This window comes from Cryobacterium arcticum (assembly GCF_003185895.1).
In the GTDB taxonomy this organism is placed as follows: Bacteria; Actinomycetota; Actinomycetes; order Actinomycetales; family Microbacteriaceae; genus Cryobacterium; species Cryobacterium arcticum.
Genome location: NZ_QHLY01000012.1, coordinates 1 through 16311, shown reverse-complemented (window position 1 = coordinate 16311; position 16311 = coordinate 1). Strand labels below are relative to the sequence as shown.

14 protein-coding genes and 1 rRNA gene are annotated in these 16311 nt (G+C 68.9%); all 15 read right to left on the bottom strand.

What is annotated here, in order from left to right; genetic code table 11:
- Window positions 1-5 precede the first annotated feature (5 nt).
- Window positions 6-839 carry a pseudouridine synthase gene (locus tag CTB96_RS09795; protein ID WP_110126750.1) on the bottom strand — a complete coding sequence of 278 codons (834 nt, stop codon included), beginning with the start codon at window positions 837-839 and terminating at the stop codon, window positions 6-8.
- Window positions 836-1531: an SMC-Scp complex subunit ScpB gene (scpB, locus tag CTB96_RS09790; RefSeq protein ID WP_248283316.1), complete on the bottom strand. Its 696-nt coding sequence runs from the start codon at window positions 1529-1531 to the stop codon at window positions 836-838. The genes CTB96_RS09795 and scpB overlap by 4 nt, the downstream gene beginning before the upstream one ends.
- Window positions 1521-2351 (bottom strand): segregation and condensation protein A, encoded by an 831-nt coding sequence (locus CTB96_RS09785; protein WP_427846501.1) that lies wholly within the window; start codon window positions 2349-2351, stop codon window positions 1521-1523. Before CTB96_RS09785 ends, scpB begins: the two co-directional genes overlap by 11 nt.
- A 31-nt stretch (window positions 2352-2382) precedes the next feature.
- Window positions 2383-3270: a ParA family protein gene (locus tag CTB96_RS09780; RefSeq protein WP_110126749.1), complete on the bottom strand. Its 888-nt coding sequence runs from the start codon at window positions 3268-3270 to the stop codon at window positions 2383-2385.
- A gap of 230 nt (window positions 3271-3500) precedes the next feature.
- Entirely contained in the window at window positions 3501-4736 is a 1236-nt protein-coding gene (locus CTB96_RS09775; protein ID WP_219993247.1) for a low temperature requirement protein A, read from the bottom strand.
- A 479-nt stretch (window positions 4737-5215) separates the two neighbouring features.
- A complete protein-coding gene (gene xerD, locus CTB96_RS09770; protein ID WP_110128401.1) occupies window positions 5216-6133 on the bottom strand; it encodes a site-specific tyrosine recombinase XerD in 918 nt (305 codons plus the stop codon).
- Window positions 6130-6834, bottom strand: coding sequence for an NUDIX domain-containing protein (locus CTB96_RS09765; RefSeq protein ID WP_427846481.1), 705 nt, complete (start codon window positions 6832-6834; stop codon window positions 6130-6132). Before CTB96_RS09765 ends, xerD begins: the two co-directional genes overlap by 4 nt.
- Window positions 6827-8518, bottom strand: coding sequence for a CTP synthase (gene pyrG / locus CTB96_RS09760; RefSeq protein ID WP_427846480.1), 1692 nt, complete (start codon window positions 8516-8518; stop codon window positions 6827-6829). Before pyrG ends, CTB96_RS09765 begins: the two co-directional genes overlap by 8 nt.
- 32 nt (window positions 8519-8550) lie before the next feature.
- Window positions 8551-10254 carry a DNA repair protein RecN gene (gene recN, locus CTB96_RS09755; RefSeq protein ID WP_110126748.1) on the bottom strand — a complete coding sequence of 568 codons (1704 nt, stop codon included), beginning with the start codon at window positions 10252-10254 and terminating at the stop codon, window positions 8551-8553.
- Window positions 10255-10263: 9 nt separating this feature from the next.
- Window positions 10264-11184: an NAD kinase gene (locus CTB96_RS09750; protein WP_110128398.1), complete on the bottom strand. Its 921-nt coding sequence runs from the start codon at window positions 11182-11184 to the stop codon at window positions 10264-10266.
- Between the two features lie 5 nt (window positions 11185-11189).
- Window positions 11190-12134 carry a TlyA family RNA methyltransferase gene (locus CTB96_RS09745; RefSeq protein ID WP_110126747.1) on the bottom strand — a complete coding sequence of 315 codons (945 nt, stop codon included), beginning with the start codon at window positions 12132-12134 and terminating at the stop codon, window positions 11190-11192.
- A complete protein-coding gene (locus CTB96_RS20325) occupies window positions 12131-12397 on the bottom strand; it encodes a hypothetical protein (RefSeq protein WP_146215783.1) in 267 nt (88 codons plus the stop codon). The genes CTB96_RS09745 and CTB96_RS20325 overlap by 4 nt, the downstream gene beginning before the upstream one ends.
- A 10-nt stretch (window positions 12398-12407) precedes the next feature.
- Window positions 12408-13490 (bottom strand): HAD-IIA family hydrolase, encoded by a 1083-nt coding sequence (locus tag CTB96_RS09740; RefSeq protein WP_110126746.1) that lies wholly within the window; start codon window positions 13488-13490, stop codon window positions 12408-12410.
- Window positions 13426-15522 carry a primosomal protein gene (locus CTB96_RS20770; RefSeq protein ID WP_248283315.1) on the bottom strand — a complete coding sequence of 699 codons (2097 nt, stop codon included), beginning with the start codon at window positions 15520-15522 and terminating at the stop codon, window positions 13426-13428. The genes CTB96_RS09740 and CTB96_RS20770 overlap by 65 nt, the downstream gene beginning before the upstream one ends.
- Window positions 15523-15624: 102 nt before the next feature.
- Window positions 15625-15741: ribosomal RNA gene (gene rrf, locus CTB96_RS09730) — 5S ribosomal RNA — on the bottom strand.
- Window positions 15742-16311: the final 570 nt, after the last annotated feature.

The following is a 16311-nucleotide window of genomic DNA, read 5'->3' as shown; positions in this document are numbered from 1 at the left end:
CTTGGTTACTTCTGTACTTCGGCGCGGGACACCGTGAGCAGCTGACCGAGTTCCACCTTAGTGAGGTCGCGCACCGCGCCGGCCCGCAGGGTGCCCAGCTGCAGCGGCCCGAACTGGCGGCGCACCAAGTCGACGACGGGGTGGCCGACGGCGTCGAGCATCCGTCGCACGATGCGGTTGCGGCCGGAGTGCAGGGTGAGCTCCACCAGGGTGAAACCGTCGCCGGGAGGGCTGGTGAGGATGCGGGCCTTGTCGGCGGCGATGGGGCCGTCGTCGAGCTCGATGCCGCTCTGCAGCTTGCCGATGGTCTGCGCCGAGACGCGGCCCTCGACCTTGGCGATGTAGGTCTTGGCGACGCCGAAGGAGGGGTGCGCGAGCACGTGCGCGAGGTCACCATCGTTGGTGAGGATGAGCAAGCCGCTGGTCTGGGCGTCGAGGCGGCCCACGTTGAACAGGCGCTCCTCGTAGCCGTCGGTGAACTGGCGGAGGTCGGGCCGGCCGCTCTCGTCTTGCATGGAGGAAACCACGCCGACGGGCTTGTTCAGCATCACGTAGCGGCGGCTGGTGTCCAGCTGGATGGCGATGTTGTCCACCGCGATCTTGTCGGTCTCGGGGTGCACGCGGCGGCCGAGTTCGGTGACGACCTTGCCGTTCACCCGCACGCGGCCGGAGCTGATCATGTCTTCGCTCACCCGGCGGGAGGCGACGCCCGCGGCGGAGAGCACCTTCTGCAGGCGGATGCCGTCGGCGGCGGCCTCGGGGTTGGTGGCGAAGTCGGGGTTGGTGCTGCTGGTGTCGGTGTAGCCGTCGTTGCTGTTGTCAGTGGTGTGGTCGGTCATGGTAGATCCTCGAATCCATTCGCACCGTCGGCGAGCAACGGCGAAATTAGTGGCAACTCGTCGAGCGAGTTGATTCCCAGCTGCACAAGCAGCAGGTCGGTGGTGGCGTAATTGATTGCGCCGGTCTCGCTATCGGTGAAGGCTTCGGTGATCAATCCGCGGCCCAGAAGGGTGCGCACCACCGAGTCGACATTAACGGCCCGAATCGAGGCTACCGCGCCGCGGCTGATTGGTTGCTTGTAAGCGATCACGGCGAGGGTCTCCAGGGCAGCCTGGGAGAGCCGGCTGGGGTTCTGGGTGAGCACGAAGTCGGCCACGACGGGGTCATGTTCGGCGCGCACGTAGATGCGCCAGCCGCCGGCTACCTCGCGCAGTTCGAAGCCGCGCCGCACGGTGCCGTCGACGCCGTCGAAGTCGGCCACGAGCCGCAGGATGGCCTCCCGCACGTCGACCAGCGGATGCCCGACCGCGGTGGCCAGGTGCACCAGGCTCTGCGGCTCATCCGCCACCATCAGGATCGCCTCGAGCCGCCGCTCAATCGGCAGGCTCTCGGTCTCGCCTGTCGAGACCCCGTCGCCAGGTCTCGACAAGCTCGACCCACGATCGGTCGCGCCCATCTCGCTGGTCGAGCTTGTCGAGACCCCGCCCTCGAACTCCACGTCAGCATCCGTCATACCGGCATCAGGCCTCATAGTCAGCTCCGAGATTCGCAAGATTGTCGTCAGACCAGCCCTCGGCATCCCAGTGCAAGCTCAGCTCGCCCAACGGCTCCAACTGGTCAAAGGTCAGCGCGCCGTGCCGGTACAGCTCCAGCACCGCGAGAAAGCGGGCGATCACGAGCCCCTTCTCGGTGCAGTCCACGATCAACTCCCGAAAAGTGAGGCTCTGATTGGCGCGCAGCATCGCCACCACGATCGCGGCCTGTTCCCGGATGCTCACCAGCGGCGCGTGCAGGTGCTCCAGCCCCACGGTCGGCAGCTCCCGCGGGGTGAGAGCCAGGGCGGCCAGCGCCCCGAAGTCGGCCAGCGACAGCGTCCAGACCAGCTCGGGTGTCGTAGTGCGGTACTTCTCTTCCAGCCGCACCGAGCGCACATGCCGCGTGGCCTCGTGCTCGAGGTGCTCGAGGAACCACGCCGACGCGGTCTTGAACGCGCGGTACTGCAGCAGCCGGGCGAAGAGCAGGTCGCGGGCCTCGAGCAACGCCACGTCTTCAGCATCCACCAGCTCGCCCTGCGGCAGCAGCCCCACCAGCTTGAGGTCGAGCAGGGTGGCGGCCACCACCAGGAACTCGGTGGCCTGGTCGAGCTCCTCGGCGGAGTCGAGCCCGCGTAGGTAGGAGATGAACTCGTCGGTGACCCGGCTCAGCGAGATCTCGGTGATGTCGAGTTCATGCTTGCTGATCAGCGAGAGCAGCAGGTCGAACGGGCCCTCGAAGTTGCCCAGTGCCACCGAGAAACCCGGGGCGGGCGTGGCCAAGTCGGCCCCGCCGGCATCCGTCACGGTGTCGCCCACGACGGTGAGCGCCGCAACGGCGGTGAGCCGCTTAGGCGACCGCGCCACGCTGGATCAGTTCCCGCGCCGCCTGCTTGTAGGCCCGGGCGGCAGCGTGCTCAGGCGCGAACTCGGTGATCGGCACTCCCGCCACACTGGCATCCGGGAATTTGACGGTGCGGCCGATGACGGTGTCGAGCACCCGGTCGCCGAACGCGTCGACAACCCGCTCGAGCACCTCACGCGAGTGCAGGGTGCGGGAGTCGTACATGGTGGCCAGGATGCCGTCGAGTTCGATGGCCGGGTTGAGCCGGTCGCGCACCTTGTCGATGGTTTCGATCAGCAGGGCCACACCGCGCAGGGCGAAGAACTCGCACTCCAGCGGGATGAGCACGCCGTGGCTGGCGGTGAGCGCGTTCACGGTGAGGATGCCCAGCGACGGCTGGCAGTCGATGAGGATCACGTCGTAGTCGCCGGAGACCTTGCGCAGCACTCGGGCGAGAATCTGCTCGCGGGCGACCTCGTTGACCAGGTGCACCTCCGCGGCGGAGAGGTCGATGTTGGCCGGAATGATGTCCAGACCCTCGACGGAGGTCTGCTGGATGGCTTCCTTGGGGTCTTTGTTGCCGCTCAGGAGCAGGTCGTAGATGGTGGTGACGTCGTGCGTGGGCACGCCGAGGCCGGCCGACAGGGCACCCTGCGGGTCGAAGTCGATCGCGAGCACGCGGCGGCCGTAACCGGCCAGTGCTGCGCCCAAGTTGATGGTGGTCGTCGTCTTGCCGACGCCGCCCTTCTGGTTGCACAGCGAGATGATGCGCGCCGGGCCATGGCTCTTCAGCGGAGCCGGCTCGTCGAACACCTGCAGCGGCCGACCGGTCGCACCGGTGGGTAGCTCTTCGAGTCCGGGAAGCTGCGTCCGGCTATCCGTCTTACGCGCCACTGGGCTGTCCTCGATCCGTCATGCAGTTCACTTGGTCGATTGTACCGAGCCTGCAAGCCCGCCCCGGCCAAGAACCCCGGTGTGCCGCACCCCGGTGCCCCGATGCCGATCTCAAAACGCACCCCTCCGCCGGTCGAGCCTGTCGAGACCCCGTGAGCCGGTCTCGAGGCTCGTCACGAGGTCTCGACAAGCTCGACCAACGAGGCGGGCGACACACACGCGGCGATCGCTCAGCCGGCCTTCTCGTCGTCGGTGCCGCGGCGCACCCTCACCACGGTCTCCCAGCCGGCCACGATCACGAGCACCACCGTGGTCACCGCGCCCAGCTGCAGCGGGCTGAGCGTGAACGCCACCGCGAAGGCCACCAGCAGCGCCGCCACGCCCACCAGGTACGACACGAGCAACTCCCGGGCCACCACCAGCCGGAACAACAGCATGCCCAGCACATAGAGCAACGGGCCGCCCACCAGCACCACCGCGGTGGAGAGGGTCATCTCGGCATCCGGATGCGTGAGCACCTCTTTGTCGGCCACGGAGGTGAGCACGATGCCGGCGATTATCACCGCGTGCACGTAGGTATACGCCAGCCGGGCGATGCGGCCGGGGTCGGCGGCCGCGGCGATCGCCTTGGCGCCGGCGCGTTCGCTGTGATCGAAGTACAGCCACCACATCGCCACGCTCGCCGCGAACGCCAGCAGCATGCCCAGGATGCCCGCCGGCGACGACTCCTGGTTGACGAACGCGAACCCGGTCACCAGCAGCGACTCCCCCAGCGCGATGATCACGAACAGGGCGCTGCGCTCGGCGATGTGCGGGCCGGAGAGGTTCCAGTCGTCGATGCCGGACGCGCCGAGTCCCGGCACCCGGAAGCCGAGCCCGGCGGAGAGGTACTCGATTGCCAGCGCGATGAGCCAGAGCGGCAGCCGGTATTCCAGCGGCAGCAGGGCGCCCACGATCCAGAACACGCTCGAGAGGGCCAGCCAGGCCAGGATGCGGGTGAAGGTGCGCCGCAGCTCGGGGTTGTGCCGGGACACGGCCGCCAGCATGAAGACCGTGCGGCCCAGTTGCAGCACCGTGTAGGCCAGCGCGAACACGATGCCCCGGTCGCCGAACGATTCGTAGATGGAGACGCTCACCACGAAGCCCACCAGCGACAGGCCGAGCACCGCCCCGCGCACGGGCAGCTTGGCCGGGTCGAGCCAGTTGGTTACCCAGGTCGTGTACACCCACACCCACCACAGGGCGAGCACGAGCATCGCCGACTCGAACGCGCCCTCCCAAGACTGGTTCTCATAGAGGTAGCGGGAGAGCTGGGTGAGCGCGAAGACGAAGATCAGGTCGAAGAACAGCTCCACGTAGGTGACGCGGTCGGCTTCGGTGGAGTCGTCGGGTCGCAGCAGATTGCGCCGGATGCCGAATCGGCCGGCCGGCGACGCTGCGGGCGGGTTCGAGGTAGTGCGGGTCACTCCCCCATTGTGGTCGAACCGGCCTGCGGAACGCACCCATTCCGTTGGTCGAGCTTGTCGAGACCCGGTGAGCCGATCTCGAGACACAACCACCCCGCTGGTCGAGCTCGTCGAGACCCGGTGAGCCGACCTCGAGACACAACCACCCCGCTGGTCGAGCTCGTCGAGACCCGGCGAGCCGACCTCGAGACACAACCACCCCGCTGGTCGAGCTCGTCGAGACCCGGCGAGCCGACCTCGAGACACAACCACCCCGCTGGTCGAGCTCGTCGAGACCCAGTGAGCCGATCTCGAGACACGTCACGAGGTCTCGACAAGCTCGACCAGCGATGGGGTGCGACATGCACGCTCGTCACGTGGTCTCGACAAGCTCGACCAGCGGACGGGCGCGACACGCAGGCACGTCACGGGGTCTCGGCAAGCTCGACCAGCGATGGGGCGCGACATGCACGCGAGTCACGACGTCTCGACGAGCTCGATCAGCGGGCGCGGGGGTGGGCGGTGGTGTACATGTCGCGCAGGGTGTCGATGGTCACCAGGGTGTAGATCTGGGTGGTGGCCACCGAGGAGTGGCCGAGCAGCTCCTGCACCACGCGCACGTCGGCGCCGCCGGAGAGCAGGTGGGTGGCGAAGGAGTGCCGCAGCGTGTGCGGGGACACCTCGATGCCCAGCTCGGCACGTTCCGCTGCCGCGCGGATGATCAACCAGGCGTTCTGCCGGCTCACCCGGTGCCCGCGCACGCCGAGAAAGAGCGCCGGGGTGGCCTTGCCGCGCCCCGACAGCAGCGGCCGGGCGCGCACCAGGTACGCGTCCACGGCGGCACGGGCGAAGCTGCCCACCGGCACGATCCGCTGCTTGTTGCCCTTGCCGGTGAGGCGCACCACGTCGCCCTCGAGCATGTCGTCCACGTTGAGGTTCACCACCTCAGACACCCGCGCCCCGGTGGCGTAGAGCAGCTCGAGCAGCGCCTTGTCGCGCAGCTGCGGCAGCTCGTCGCCGTCGGTCGCCGCCAAGAGCGCACTCACCTGATCGATCGAGATCGCCTTGGGCAGCCTCAGGCCCAGCTTGGGCGGTTTGGTCTCGTGCGCCACATCCACGTCCACCACCGACTCCTCGAGCAGGAACCGGTGGAACCCGCGCACGGTCGACAGGATGCGCGCGACCGACGACGCCGTCAGCGGCGACTCGACCCGGCTGCCCAGGTGTTGCACGAACGCGCTCACCTGCTGGGCGGTGACGGTGCGGAGGTCGGTGACCTCGGCATCCGCCAGCCAGCCGGCGTAGATCACCAGGTCGCGGCGGTACGCGGCCACGGTGTTGGGGCTCAGCCCGCGTTCAATCGAGACATGCCGCAGATACGAGTGCACGGCCTCCTCGACGAACGCGGGGCCGGTCACACCGTGCGATCCCAGTTCGACGGATGCCGCGGCCACGGCAGGTCTGCCGGGCCCAGGCTGGCCCAGCCGCGGGCGCGGGAGGCGGCAGCGGCCAGCACTCCCACCACAAGCGACGGGTTCTGCACCTTGCGGGCGAGGATCGCGTCGATGCAGTCGTCCAGCGACACCCAGCGCACGATCATGTCGGCTTCCTCATCGGTGCGCTCGAACACCTCGGTGGCCGGCGACAGTCCGCGGGCGAGGTAGATGCGAATGACCTCGTTACTGCCACCCGGGGAGGTGTAGAACTCGGTGAGCACGTTCCACTCGGAGGCGACGACGTCCGTTTCCTCGGCCAGCTCGCGCTGGGCACCGATGTAGGCGTGTTCGCCGTCGATGTCGAGCAGGCCGGCGGGCAGTTCCCACTCGCGCATCCGCACCGGGTGCCGGTACTGCTGAATGAGCAGCACCCGGTCCTGGTCGTCGAGCGCGAGCACCGCGACGGCGCCGGGGTGGTCGATGTAGTCGCGCACGATCTCGGAGCCGTTGTAGTCGAAGGCGTCCTGGCGCACATCCCAGACGTAGCCCTCCATGCGCAGAGCGCTGGAGTTCAACGGGGTGCTGGCCGGTTCGTCCTCGATCGGCGCCAACAGCGCATCCGCGTCGGCCTGCACGGCCAGCGGGTTCACCGGTTCAGCGTCGGCGACGACGGGCTCAGGCATCTTCTTTGACCTCGAACAGGCGGCTGGCCTGCTGGCGGTCCAGTGCGGCGCCGATCAGGCCGCGGAACAGCGGGTGCGCGTGGCTCGGGCGCGAGCGCAGTTCGGGGTGGGCCTGAGTGCCCACGTAGAACGGGTGCTCGGCGCGGGGCAGCTCCACGTACTCCACCAGGTGGCCGTCGGGCGAGGTGCCGGAGAACCACAGGCCGGCGTCGGCGATCTGCTGGCGGTAGTTGTTGTTGACCTCGTAGCGGTGACGGTGGCGCTCGGAGGCGACAGGAGCGCCGTAGAGCTCCTCCACGATCGAACCCGACGCGAGGTCGGCCGGGTACAGGCCGAGGCGCATGGTGCCGCCCAGGTCGCCGCCGGCGATGATCTCGACCTGCTCTTCCATGGTCGCGATTACCGGGAACTCGGTCTCCGGGTCGAACTCGCTCGACGAGGCGCCTGCGAGGCCGGCCTTGTTGCGGGCGTATTCGATCACCATGCACTGCAGGCCGAGGCACAGGCCGAGCACGGGGATGGCGTTCTCGCGGGCGAACTTGAGGGCGCCGAGCTTGCCCTCGATGCCGCGCACACCGAAACCGCCGGGCACGCAGATACCGTCGAGCTCACTGAGCATCGCGGCGGCGCCTTCCGGGGTCTCGCAGGTGTCGGAGGCGATCCACTCGATCTTCACCTTGGTCTGCTGGGCGAAACCGCCGGCGCGCAGGGCCTCGGTCACCGACAGGTAGGCGTCGGGCAGGTCGATGTACTTGCCGACCAGGCCGATGGTGACCTCGTGCTTGGGCTCGCGCACGGCGTCGAGCACCCGCTGCCAGGCGGTCCAGTCCACGTCCTTCACCGGCAGGTTCAGGGCGTCGGTGATGTACTTGTCCAGCCCCTGCTCGTGCAGCACGGCGGGGATCTCGTAGATGCTGGGCACGTCTTTGCAGTTCACGACGGCGTCTTCGTCTACGTCGCACATCAGCGCGATCTTGCGCTTGTTCGACTCGGAGACGGGCCGGTCGCTGCGCAGCACGAGCGCATCCGGCTGGATGCCCAGGGAGCGCAGTGCGGCGACGGAGTGCTGGGTGGGCTTGGTCTTCTGCTCACCGGAGGCGTTCATGAACGGCACTAGGGAGACGTGCACGAAGAAGACGTTCTTGCGGCCGAGTTCGTGGCGCACCTGGCGGGCGGCCTCGATGAACGGCTGCGACTCGATGTCACCGACGGTGCCGCCGACCTCGGTGATGATCACGTCGGGACGCGGCTCATCGCTGGCCTGCAGGCGCATCCGTCGCTTAATCTCGTCGGTGATGTGCGGGATGACCTGCACGGTGTCGCCGAGGTATTCGCCGCGGCGTTCCCGGGCGATCACCTGCGAGTAGACCTGACCGGTGGTGACGTTGGCCGCCTGGGTGAGGTTGATGTCGAGGAATCGCTCGTAGTGGCCGATGTCGAGGTCGGTTTCGGAGCCGTCGTCGGTGACGAAGACTTCGCCGTGCTGGAACGGGTTCATCGTTCCAGGATCGACGTTGAGGTATGGGTCGAGTTTCTGCATCACCACGCGCAGTCCGCGAGCAGTGAGCAGGTTGCCGAGGCTTGCTGCCGTCAGGCCTTTACCCAATGAAGAAACGACACCACCGGTCACAAAAATGTGCTTCGTAATGTCGTCTGATTTGTCCGCGTTTATATTGTTCACCACGGGCTTCGATCCTATCACCTAGCGGGGGCCTCTCAGTTGGAGCGAGTCGTGCGGGCAAGTTCGATGAGTTCGCGGGCGTGCTCGAGGCCGCTGGCGGAGTCGGGCAGACCGGAGAGCAGCCGGGCCATTTCGGCGGCCCGCGCGTCGCCGGTGAGCTGGCGCACGCTGCTCGCGGTCACCGAACCGTCGCTGTCCTTCACCACGCTGAGGTGGTTGCCGGCGAACGCCGCCACCTGGGCCAGGTGGGTGACCACGATCACCTGCGCGGTTTCGGCCAGCCGGGCGAGTCGCCGGCCGATCTCGATCGCGGCGGCCCCGCCCACGCCGGCGTCGACCTCGTCGAAGACGAAGGTCGGTACGGGGTCGGTCGCGTTGATGACCACCTCGATGGCGAGCATCACCCGGGAGAGTTCACCGCCGGATGCGCCGCGCGCCAGGGTGCGCGGCTCCGCGCCGGCGTGCGGCTGCAGCAGGATGCGCACCACGTCGTGGCCGGTGGCGGTCACCTCGTCTTGCCGGTCGACCTCCACCACCAGGCGGGCGTTGGGCATGGCCAGGGCGGCGAGTTCGGTGGTGACGGCGGTGCCGAGGGCGGCGGCCGCAGCGGTGCGGATGCCGGTGAGGGTGTCGGCGAGCTGCAGCATCAGGGTCTGGTCGGCGGCCGTGTCGGCCTGCAGGGCCTCGATCCGGTCGGAGTCGTTGTCGAGCTCGAGCAGCCGGCTGCTGCCGGTGTCGAGGAAGTCGATGGCCTCGTCGAGGCCGCCGACGAACTTGCGGGCGAGCACACCGAGTTCGGCACGGCGTTCCTGCACCACCTCGAGCTCGCGGGCGCCGTCGGCGTCGAGGCCGGCGAGGTAGGTGGACAACTGCGCGGCGATGTCGGCCACGAGGAAGCCGGCGTTGGCGAGGGCCTCGGCCAGCGGCGGCAGGGTGGGGTCGTGTTCCGCGGCGCGTTCCAGCTGGCGGCGGGCGGAGTCCAGCAGCGCCACCACGTCGGGGGTCTCGTCGGCGGATTCCTCGGCCGAGAGCAGTTCGCGGGATTGCGCGGCGGCGAGCCGGAGTTCTTCGAGGTTGCCCAACCGTTCGGCGCGTTCGGCCAGTTCGGCGTCTTCGCCGCGTTGCGGGGCGGCAGTTTCGATCTCGGCGATGCTCAGGCGCAGGTCGTCGGCTTCGCGCAGGCGCCGGTCCTGTTCGGTGACGAGCAGGTCGAGTTCGGCCTGGTTGGCGTGCCAGCGGTGGTAGACGTGCTGGAACGCGGTGAGGGCATCCGTGAGTTCGGCGCCGGCGAACCGGTCGAGGGCGTCGCGCTGGGCGCTGGCAGAGCGCAGCCGCACCTGGTCGGACTGGCCGTGCACCACCACGAGGTCGCCGCCGAGGTCGCCGAGCACTCCGGCCGGGGCGCTGCGGCCGCCGACAACGGCACGGCTGCGGCCCTCGGCCGAGACCGACCGGCTGAGCAGCAGTTCGGGGCCGTCGAGGTCTCCCCCGGCGTCGCGCACCCGCTGCGCCACGGCGCCGTCGGGTGCGATCAGCCAGCGGCCTTCCACCCAGCTCTGCGACTGGCCGGCGCGAACGGTGCCCGGGTCGGCACGGTCGCCGAGCAGCAGGCCGAGCGCGGTGACCACCATGGTCTTGCCGGCACCGGTCTCACCCGTGATGGCGGTGAAGCCGGGGCCCAGGGGCAGGGTGGCTTCGGCGATCACGCCGAGGTCGCGGATGACGAGTTCTTCGATCATGACCGGGCCTCACTCACGACCGACCGGGCCCCGCCAGCCCGTGGTGGGCAGATTGAACTTGTTGACCAGGCGGTCGGTGAACGGGCCGCTGTGCAGCCGGGCAAGCCGCACCGGCACCGGGGAACGGCGCACGATCACGCGAGCCCCCGGCGGAAGGTCGAAGACCCGGCGGCCGTCGGCGCACAGCACGGCGGCGCTGTCACCCCGAGCGAGAACTTCCACGGCGAGCGAGGAGTCCGGTCCTACAACCAGGGGTCGCGAAAACAGGGCATGGGCGCTCAGCGGCACGAGCAACAGGGCGTCCAGGCTCGGCCAGACGATGGGGCCACCGGCAGAGAAGGAGTAGGCGGTCGACCCGGTGGGGGTGGACAACACCACGCCGTCACAGCCGAAGGCGGAGAGCGGGCGGCCGTCGACCTCGATGATGACCTCGATCATCCGTTGCCGGTTGGCCTTCTCGACCGTGGCCTCATTCAACGCCCAGGTTTCGTAGACCACCTCGTGGTCCACCTTCACCCGCACGGAGAGCGTCATGCGTTCTTCCACCAGGTAGTCGCGCAACAGGGCACGGCGCACGGCCTCACCGAGATCGTCGCGTTCGCTCTCGGCGAGGAAGCCGACGTGGCCGAGGTTGATGCCTAGCAGCGGGGCGGAGCAGCCGCGCACGATCTCGGCGGCGCGCAGAATGGTGCCGTCTCCGCCGAGCACGATCACGAGTTCCAGGTCGATGGCCTGCACAGTTTCACCCAGGATGGCGATGCTGCCGTTCAGCTCCGGGCAGGAGGCGAGCAGGTCGGCGCGTTCGTCGACGGCGAGCACGGGCACGGCGCCGGAGGCCAGCAGCTGCTGGCAGACGGTGGCGGCGGCCTGCAGGGAATCCTGCCGGCCGGTGTGCGCAACGACAAGGATGTAGCGAGGCGTTGCGGTCATGCTCGTCACGCTCCCACCAGTGCAGTTATCCGGTCGATCCATTCTGTCGGATTGGTGCCGGTTTCGGTTCGCATCCAGCAGAGATACTCTCGGTTGCCCGCAGCGCCGGCGATCGGCGAGGCGATCAGGCCATTGATCTTGAGTCCCAGATCCCAGCCGGCCCAGAGCACCCCGGCCACGGCGTCGGCGCGCAGACCAGGGTTGTGCACGACACCCTCACGGATGCCGCTGCGTCCCACTTCGAACTGCGGCTTGATCAGCAGCACGAAGTCGGCGCCCTCGGCCGCGGTGGCCACGAGTGCCGGCAGCACGGTGGTCAGCGAGATGAACGAGAGGTCCCCCACGACCAGGTCGGGCCGGTCCGTCACGCCGGAGGCACCCACGAGAGTCTCGGCGGTGGCGTAGCGCAGGTTGAAGCCCTCCACGAGGGTCACTCGCTTGTCGGCGGCGATGGTCGGCGAGAGCTGGCCGTGGCCGACATCCACGGCGATGACCCGGCCGACGCCGCGTTCGAGCAGCACCTGGCTGAAGCCGCCGGTGGAGGCGCCGGCATCCATCGCGGTTCGGCCGGCGACGGGCAGGTCGAAGGCGTCGAGCGCGGCGACGAGCTTGTGTGCGCCGCGGCTGACGTAGTGGTCGGTGGGCGCCACGGCGATGACCTGGTTGGCGCGCACCTTGGCGGAGGCCTTGACGACAGCGGTGCCGTCCACGGTGACGAGTCCTTCAGAGATGAGTCGGGCGGCGACCGTGCGGGAGCGCACCAGTCCCCGGTCGAACAGCGCCGAGTCCAGGCGCTGATCCCCCGTCGGGGTCTCGTCGGGCTCGACCGGCGGCACCGGCGTGCTGATCGGCACGCTGGTGGGCTGCCGCGCGGACGGCCTCGGCTCCGGTGTTCCCTCGTGCTGAGTCCCCAGCTCGGGGTCGGGCTCTGGCGTGCTGTGCGTGGTCATTCGGCCTTCGATCGGGGCACGTCTCCACCTTCGAGGTGGTCGCGCAGACTGTCGTGCAGTTCGGCGTACGCCGCGGCGCGCTCCTCGAGCGGCAGCGCTTCGACGGCCGCGATGCGGGCATCGAGCTCACCGTCGAGCACGGGCGGCGCGGGCGCGTCAGCAGGGGGCGCGGCAGATGGCGCAGACGGCGTGGGGCGCGGCCCCGGGCGGCCCGGGGTTGGTGCGCCGGCCGGTCGTGCTGGGTCTACTCCGTCTGCACTCACGCTTCCTAGGCTACCGTCCGAGATACAGGCGCTCCGGAACGTTGAGGCCATAAATCGGCCGGCCGGATGCCCAGATCACCGAGCAGGCGGCGCGCAGCAGGTTGATGCCGTCGTCGCCCTCCGCCACGATCTCCACGTCGGCGCCGCTGATGCGCACGATCGCGCCGTCGACGGTCGCCTGCGACTTGTCCTTGGAGAACACGGTCTGCGGGTACGGCTGGTGCAGCTCGCGCAGGTCGGAGACGATGAACGTGGGGCGTTCCTCCGGGCCGGCGGCGAGGGCCTGCTTGGCCTTGTCGATGCCGGTGAGCACGAGCACCGACGGGATGCCGGAGCGGTTGGCGCCGAGAATGTCGGTGTCGAGCCGGTCGCCGATGAATAGCGGCTTCTTGGCGTCGAACCGTTTGATGGCCTCGAAGAAGATCGGCGTCTCCGGCTTGCCGGCCACGAGCGGCAACCGGCCCACGGCGGTGTGCACCGCGGCGACCAGGGTGCCGTTGCCCGGGGCGATGCCGCGAGCCTGCGGAATGGTCCAGTCGGTGTTGGTGGCGATCCACGGGATGCCCGGGTAGTCGCCGTCCGGCGTCACGCCGGCGTTCAGCGCGAAGCAGGCCTCGGCCAGCTGGGTCCAGCCCACGTCGGGGGCGAAGCCCTGCACCACGGCGGCCGGGGAATCGTCGGCGGACCGGGTGACCTCGAAGCCGTGCTTCTGCAGTTCGTCAACGAGGCCGTCGCCGCCCACCACCAGGATGCGCGAGCCGGCCGGCACCTCGTCCACGAGCAGCCGCATGGCGGCCTGCGGCGAGGTGACGACGTCGGACGGCGCCACGGTGAGGCCGAGCTCGGTCAGGTGACCGGCCACGGAGGCATCCGTGCGTGACGCGTTGTTGGTGATGTAGCCCACCCGGATGCTCTCGGCGGCCGTGTTGAGGCTGTCGATCGCATACGGGATGGCGTGCGGTCCGGCGTAGACCACGCCGTCGAGGTCGGCGAGCACCACATCGATGCCGGCCAGGGGCGTGGCCGGCTCAGTCAACGGGCGTCGTTTCAGGATCTTCGTCCACGCCCTCGGCGCCGTCGGTGGATTCGTCATCGGCGGTAGCAGCATCCTCGTTCTCGGTGATGGTGATGGTGTCGTCGGCGGTCTCGAGTTCGTCGGGCACGTCGGCGTCGTCGGACTCTTCCGCGTCGGCCTCGTCGGCCTCGTCGTCGTCTTCGTCGAATTCTTCGTCGTCGAGTTCCACGATTTCGATGGTCTCGTCCACGTCGCCGTTCAGGGCGGCGTCGGCGCGGGAGGCGCGTTCGTTCCAGAGGTCGGCTTCGTCGTCGCGGCCGAGTTCCTCGAGCACCTCGGCGTAGGCGGCGAAGAGTTCGGCGCTGTACGAGAAGGCGGTCTTGGGGTCGAGCTGGGCGATCTCGAGTTCGCTCAGCGCGGCCTCGGTCTCCCCCAGGTCGAGGCGGGCGCCCGACATGGCGATGGCCAGGGCCACCTGCACGCCGGCCGGCAGGGTGGAGCGGTCGACCGAGCGACCGAGCTCGAGGGCACGGTCGGGGCGGCCGACGCCACGTTCGCTGTCGACCATCAGCGGCAGCTGGGCGTTGGAGCCCGAGATGCGGCGGTAGGTGCGCAGCTCCCGCAGTGCCAGGGCGAAGTCGCCGGTGGCATACGCGGTGATGGCGAGGCTCTCGCGCACCACGGCGATGCGGCCGGCACGACGCGCGGCGCTCATCACGTGGCGGTGGGCCAGTTCGGGGTCTTCGTCGATGACACGCGCGGCCATGGCCAGATGGCGGCCAACGGCTTCGGCGTTGTCCTTGGTGAGGGTCTTCAGTTCGTTGCGCGCGATGCGGTCCAGGTCTTCAGACGTGATGTCGTCGGGCAGCTCGGGGTCATCGTGACGCGGGCGCACCGAACGCAGCTCGCGCTGCATCCGCTGCTCTTCGGTCATCTCTTCTTCGACGACGCGGGCATCGCGGTCGTTGCGAGCGGGGGCGCCGTCGCGGGTCCACAGCTTCTTGCCGGCGTCGCGGGGCGCGCCGGCGCGGGTCGGCGAACCGCCGCGGGCGCTGTCCTTCAGCCACGGCTTGTTCTCGGTGTCGCGCTGGGGGCGATCGGAGTTGCCCTTGTACGCCGGACGGTCGCTGTTGCCCTTGTACGCGGGGCGGTCGCCGTCGCGCTGCGGGCGGTCAGAGTTGCCCTTGTACGCCGGACGGTCGGAGTTGCCCTTGTACGCGGGGCGGTCGCCGTCGCGCTGGGGACGGTCGCTGTTGCCCTTGTAGGCAGGACGGTCCGAGTTGTACGCCGGGCGGTCGCTGTTGCCCTTGTACGCGGGACGGTCGCCGTCACGCTGGGGGCGATCGGAGTTGCCCTTGTACGCGGGACGGTCAGAGTTGCCACGGTAGGGAGGACGGTCGCCATCACGCTGGGGGCGGTCGGAGTTGCCCTTGTACGCGGGACGGTCCGAGTTGTACGCCGGGCGGTCGCTGTTGCCACGGTACGGCGGGCGATCCCCATCACGCTGCGGACGGTCGTTGTTGTACGCCGGACGGTCAGAGTTGCCGCGGTAGGGAGGACGATCGCCGTCCCGCTGGGGACGGTCGGAGTTTCCCTTGTACGCGGGACGGTCAGAGTTGTACGCCGGACGATCGGAGTTGCCACGGTACGGAGCACGCTCCCCGCCCTGCGGGCGGTCGGTGTTGCCACGGTACGGAGGACGCTCTCCACCCTGCGGACGATCGGAGTTGCCACGGTACGGGGCACGCTCTCCGCCCTGGGGGCGATCGGAGTTGCCACGGTACGGAGCACGCTCGCCACCCTGCGGGCGGTCGCTGTTGCCGCGGTACGCGGGGCGGTCACCGTCACGATGCGGACGGTCGGAGTTGCCACGGTAAGGAGGACGCTCACCGTCGCGCTGGGGGCGATCGGAGTTGCCACGATAGGGAGGACGCTCGCCGTCGCGCTGCGGGCGATCGTTGCCGGCGCCGTTGTTGCCGCGGTACGGCGGTCGTGCACCGTCCTGGCGCGGCCGGTCGGATCCGCTGCGACCCCCCTGGTAGCCGCCGCTTCGCTGGTCGCCGCGACCGTTATCGCGTGCGTCGTTCCCGTTGCGTTCGGTGGGGGTCACTGTTTATCTCCTGTGTGTGGGGCTTTCGTACGGGACTACATCTCCAGCGTACGTTAACGCAAAATGGCCACCCCGAATGGGTGGCCATTTTGACTAAGTTAAGTCCGGCGGTGTCCTACTCTCCCACAGGGTCCCCCCTGCAGTACCATCGGCGCAAAGAGTCTTAGCTTCCGGGTTCGGAATGTGACCGGGCGTTTCCCTCTTGCTATGGCCGCCGAAACATCGTGCGATGCGCAGGCACTTACGTGCCGGCCATCAAGTCGTTTCGAACCATCAAGCTTCGATTGGATCAGTCTACAGGACAATCCGCTCCCCCGCTCCTCGAGATCCGGTCGCCCACCCATGTCTGCGGGCCGCGCCCCTCCCGCTGGTCGAGCTTGTCGAGACCAGGTGACGGGCGTGGGTGACGGTGGGTAGGCCGTCTCGCGGGGTCTCGACGAGCACGATGGGCGGGTGGTGCGCTCTCCTGGGTCGTCGCGCGGGTCTCCGTGGTTCGCGAGCTGTGAGGTAAGCCCCGAAAAGCCGTGTGTTCTGGTGCTTTGCTCACGGTTCGCGGGATGCGTGTGGGTCGCGCCCGCCTCGCTGGTCGAGCGTGTCGAGACCGGGTGACGGGCGCGTGTTGCGTTGGGTAGGCGATCTCGCGGGGTCTCGACAGGCTCGACCAGCGGAGGGTGCGACCTCGAGACGGGCGCGGCCGGCGGATGGGCTAGGCGTCGAGGGGTGGGGGTTAAACGCAGAAAAGCCACCCCGGTGGGGTGGCTTTTCTGGTGTTGCTAAGTTAAGTCCGGC

Bases quoted from the DNA above. Each gene is read 5' to 3' on its own strand.
- CTB96_RS09795 (WP_110126750.1), bottom strand. From the start codon at position 839: ATGACCGACCACACCACTGACAACAGCAACGACGGCTACACCGACACC.
- scpB (WP_248283316.1), bottom strand. From the start codon at position 1,531: ATGAGGCCTGATGCCGGTATGACGGATGCTGACGTGGAGTTCGAGGGC.
- CTB96_RS09765 (WP_427846481.1), bottom strand. From the start codon at position 6,834: ATGCCTGAGCCCGTCGTCGCCGACGCTGAACCGGTGAACCCGCTGGCC.
- recN (WP_110126748.1), bottom strand. From the start codon at position 10,254: ATGATCGAAGAACTCGTCATCCGCGACCTCGGCGTGATCGCCGAAGCC.
- CTB96_RS09750 (WP_110128398.1), bottom strand. From the start codon at position 11,184: ATGACCGCAACGCCTCGCTACATCCTTGTCGTTGCGCACACCGGCCGG.
- CTB96_RS09745 (WP_110126747.1), bottom strand. From the start codon at position 12,134: ATGACCACGCACAGCACGCCAGAGCCCGACCCCGAGCTGGGGACTCAG.
- CTB96_RS09740 (WP_110126746.1), bottom strand. From the start codon at position 13,490: ATGACGAATCCACCGACGGCGCCGAGGGCGTGGACGAAGATCCTGAAA.